This is a genomic window from Roseibium sp., from assembly GCF_039982295.1.
Classification (GTDB): Bacteria; Pseudomonadota; Alphaproteobacteria; order Rhizobiales; family Stappiaceae; genus Roseibium.
The window spans coordinates 1-4114 of sequence record NZ_JBDWYP010000018.1 but is presented as its reverse complement, the minus strand read 5'-3'; the positions used below and the strand labels follow the sequence as shown (position 1 = coordinate 4114).

The following is a 4114-nucleotide window of genomic DNA, read 5'->3' as shown; positions in this document are numbered from 1 at the left end:
ACAATGCTCTCGCCGAAACGATCAACGGTCTTTACAAGGCCGAGGTCATTCATCGACGTGGACCGTGGCGCAACTGCGAAGCCGTCGAGTTTGCCACACTCGAATGGGTCGACTGGTTCAATCACCGGCGTCTTCTGGAGCCCATAGGAAACATCCCTCCGGCTGAAGCGGAGGAACGATACTACGCCACGCTGGATCAACCGGCGGTCGCAGCATAACTTAAAACCAAACAGCCTCCGGACAACCCGGGGCGGTTCACTTATCGTTAATTGAGCATTGCATTATTTTTTTGTGGGGTTGCGCTGACTAGCACGAAACAACCCTCAAGTGCTTGAAAGTTTACTGCTCTGAGATAGCCTTCGAAAGGTATTCATGCTCACGCGGACTAAAATCCGGCAAATAATTGCCTCTCAGTAAGCTGGATACTTTGCGACTGGCCCATTCAGGTTGAAACAAGGTCTGCAATAATCGGGATAAGTGCCATGAAAAGGTTCCTAATACTCCCATCTCTGGCGGCCTTGACGATTGTCGCCTCAGTTTCCATTGGCGATGCACAAACCGCTGACGGCTGCGTCGAAACAGAGGCAACTGACCCGCCCAGAACCGTCTATCAATGCCCGAACGGCTTCTTGCTGGAAGCCGAAGCAGCTACGGCTCTTGAGCTCAATACCAGGTCAGGACAGCCGGAGATCGTTCGCGTCGAAAGAAATGCGGTCCTGATTCAACTGCAGCCGGGAACCGGTCCCTTTCAGATCCGCACACCCTATGCAATCGCGAGCGTCAGGGGCACCGTATATGCTGTTGATGAAACCGCAGAACGGACGTCTGTGTTCGTGGTAAGCGGCGAGGTTGCCGTCTCCCGGGCGAACGGATCGGACACGGTGGTCTTGACACCTGGGGAAGGTGCCGACGTCGCACCTGGAGTTTCTTTTGCTCCCGTGCGCTGGTCAGCAGCACGGGCGGAAGCACTTCTTGCACGCTTCGGCCGATGAACAATCCGGACGGATCTTGGCATTTCTCTAGCCCGAAGCTGAGCAAGCAATTCACTTTGATCGCTCAAAGACCGTATCCGTTTGCGTAGGTAATAAACTGCGGACCGCCTCATGCCTCAGCCCATCATCAACTCTCAGATATTATTTTTCCATGCCGAGAGTTCGGAGCCACCTTTGTACTAGGAGAATTAATTAATGCCAAACATAGGAACTGACGTTCGGCTACTTCACGCGTATGTGAGGAATGCAATGAGACGAGCCGACCATCACGCAGAAAAGGTACAGGGCATAGCTCTCGCTCTTATTGGTGGAATTATCTGGCGTGGCAAGCTCGACACTCTTGAGATCAAGCAGTTTAATGGTAGCTTGGCGAATATGCTTTGGGTTGAGATCGGACAAAGACGTTATGCCTTTGCATACAATCCGGAAACTGAAGAGATTGAGATTATCGATAGAACGCGACCTGACAGGGCTCCTTACAGAATATCTAGCGAGACTTCCCCGGATGAAGTCGTGACTCTTTTTCGTTCGTTGGGGTTAGAACAAAAGTAATGCCAGTGTTGAACCACGTCCTTCGGGAACAATGGTTTGTCCAAGACGTTTGTGTGGGATTGCCATGCGTACACCAAACGAGGCATTCAAATTAGCAGCTGAACCTGAGCAGATTCAGCTGGGACGATATCTTGGTGGCTGGCTCGCCTCAAGAATTCTCGCCCTCCATCGACCGGAGGCTGTCTAAAGAGCTCAAGGCAAAGATTTGCAAGGCCTTTTGTTTGCCGCGCACCGTGATTTGAGCTGTCTCGGCGCCGTCGATTCGCGCATTCGCTGCATCGATCACCGCTTTGGAAACCACCAGAAAACTGTCATGGACCTTGTTCTCCGCTTCCAGCCGGCTGGCCGTGTTGACCACGTCTCCCAGCGCAGTCAGGCCAGCAGGGCCTCCTGCCGTGCCGGCGGATCCGATTCGACCGAGAATGGCTGGTCCAAGATGCAGGCCGATGCCCAGCCGGATCGGATTGCTAATCTGCGGGCCCTTCTCGTGATTGAGGCTCTCCATGACCACCTCGATGCGTAGGCTTGCGGCAAGTGCCTGGTTGGCCGCTGTCGCAACACTCGAATCCATGCCAAAAATCGCCATGATGCCATCGCCGATGAACTTATCGACATAACCACCTTCCGCGCGAATGGCATCGGAAACCTGGTTCAGATAGCTGTTCAGCAGGTAGACAACATCATAGGCTAGTTGCGATTCGGTGATACCGGTGAAATTGCGCAGGTCCACGAACATGACAACCACGTCCTGTTCGACGCCCCAGTGATAGGCATCCTTCAGATGCTCAAGGCCGGCCATGCCGACCTTGACCGGAACCAGGGGCTGCACCTCGATGTTCTGGATGGGCCGGATTTGGCAAGCCAGGCGAACATCATCGCTGGCTCCGATCCGATTCAGCACAGCTGCTTCGGAAGCACTGGCCGCGCTCAGTTCTGAGGCGCCGTCTAGCACTTTGACCCTGCAGGTGGAACACCGGGCCCGGCCACCGCAGACCGAGGCGATCGGTATATTGTTCATTCGACTCATCTCGAGAAGAGTTGCGCCTGGTTGCGCCTTTATAGCGAGCCCGCCCGGATAGATGATCGACAGGTTACGTGCCTTCAGACCGCTAAGATACCGGATGAAGATGGCCAGCAAACTGACGGCGATCAGTCCGAACACTACAGCCCGAAACTGATCGACCACTGCGTCGACCCAGTTCTGCTGCTCCAGCGTAATCTGCAGCACGACATTGCGGCTGAGAGCCAGGCGTCTGGCGCCTTCGATCCATCCCCAGAGGGCCAATACGGGAACCGCGACCGCAAATCCGGCGGCGAGCGGCTTAAGCCGTTGGTAAAAAGGGTAAAGTCTCAGCCAGAAATGCAGGCCAATCATCGCATGCGTCCACACGACCAGAAGCAGCACCGACTGGTTGAACGCCTGTTTTGGCCACAAGATGGCGAGCATCTGCTCATAGACTGGTGAAAACCCGAACACTTTGGCCGCCCCCATCGTCGTTGTGACGTGCGGGATCAATAGCCAGGGAATGTAGAGCCCGAGCGCCAATTGTGCGAATTCCCAGCGCGGCATCCTCAGCGTGCGGCGCTTGCTGGTCCGCCAGAGCGCCAGAAGAACATGTGTTACGGCCGTCGCGATCAGCAGCGTCTCGCCCGGCAAGCTGCGCCATACCCAATAATGCCACTGGGACGCCCAATCCATGGCTTGAAACGAAATGATGCCGAGGGCGTGGTTGGAAAAATGGCTCAAGCAGAAGGTAAACAGAACAAGACCGCTGGCCAGACGCAGCCGCTGCCGCCAGTTGCCATTGCTGATCGTGCCCCTATGCAGCGAGGCGGCGTCGTAGGTCTGAGTGACCGCAACCGATGCTGACGGGTGTTCCGCATGTTTTTCGCTAGGCACAGTGTCAGCCATGATCTTTCCAATCACCGGTTTGGCAGTCGCCGCCATCGTGGTCGGCTGTTAATTTTTGACTGCAAAAGAAATGCGCGCAGCAGGTCAAGAAGATACAGCTAAAGCGTTCTCATCTACTGACGCATCATAAGGCTTGTAGAATAACTAAGCTAAGTCAATGGGTTCTGTCGCAAAATTTAGTGGTAGTCGGATATGTGGCTTTGTCTTGACGCAGTTATCCTGCGAGCTCCATGAACTGTCGGTAAGCAGGTACACCCGGCCGGTTCAGTTGCCACTTTCGGATCATGTGCGCTGTTTCAATACCGTCCAGCGTTGCCCGTTGCTGAATGAAAGGCCTTTAAGCCCATCATCGGCCTTGTCAACTTCTTGATAAACCGGTGGTCCTGCTCGATGATGTTGTTCAGGTATTTGACCTGAAGGGTTTCGATGAAGGACCACCACAAACCAAGGACAAGCAGGTGGATATTGATATTGATCAGGCCCGCCAGATTGGCTCCGCTTTTGTCCATGACAATCTTCTTGGGCAAACCATTGTTCTCGATAGACTTGTTGAAGAACGCCGTTGCCGCCGCTTCATCACGGGTTTCTGACAGCATGAAATCGACCGTATCTCCGTGTTTGTCGACCTCCCGGTAGAGATAAACCCATTTGCCGCTGA

The 4114-nt window shown here is 54.3% G+C and carries 4 protein-coding genes and 1 pseudogene; 3 read left to right on the top strand and 2 right to left on the bottom strand.

Features of this window, described 5'->3' with window-relative positions:
- The 3 genes from ABJZ52_RS03275 to ABJZ52_RS03265 form a co-directional block, all read left to right on the top strand.
- The coding region (locus tag ABJZ52_RS03275) for an integrase core domain-containing protein (protein ID WP_348302254.1) at window positions 1-218 on the top strand (218 nt) is incomplete at its 5' end.
- Between the two features lie 264 nt (window positions 219-482).
- Window positions 483-992, top strand: a complete 510-nt coding sequence (locus ABJZ52_RS03270; RefSeq protein ID WP_348196201.1) for a FecR domain-containing protein — start codon at window positions 483-485, stop codon at window positions 990-992.
- A gap of 195 nt (window positions 993-1187) precedes the next feature.
- Complete coding sequence (locus tag ABJZ52_RS03265) at window positions 1188-1544, top strand: hypothetical protein (protein WP_348196200.1); 357 nt, start codon at window positions 1188-1190, stop codon at window positions 1542-1544.
- Window positions 1545-1692: 148 nt separating this feature from the next.
- Here ABJZ52_RS03265 and ABJZ52_RS03260 read toward each other — a convergent pair whose 3' ends face one another.
- Window positions 1693-3456, bottom strand: coding sequence for an adenylate/guanylate cyclase domain-containing protein (locus ABJZ52_RS03260; RefSeq protein WP_348196199.1), 1764 nt, complete (start codon window positions 3454-3456; stop codon window positions 1693-1695).
- 214 nt (window positions 3457-3670) lie between these two features.
- Window positions 3671-4114, bottom strand: a pseudogene (locus ABJZ52_RS03255) (DDE-type integrase/transposase/recombinase); the annotation flags it as partial.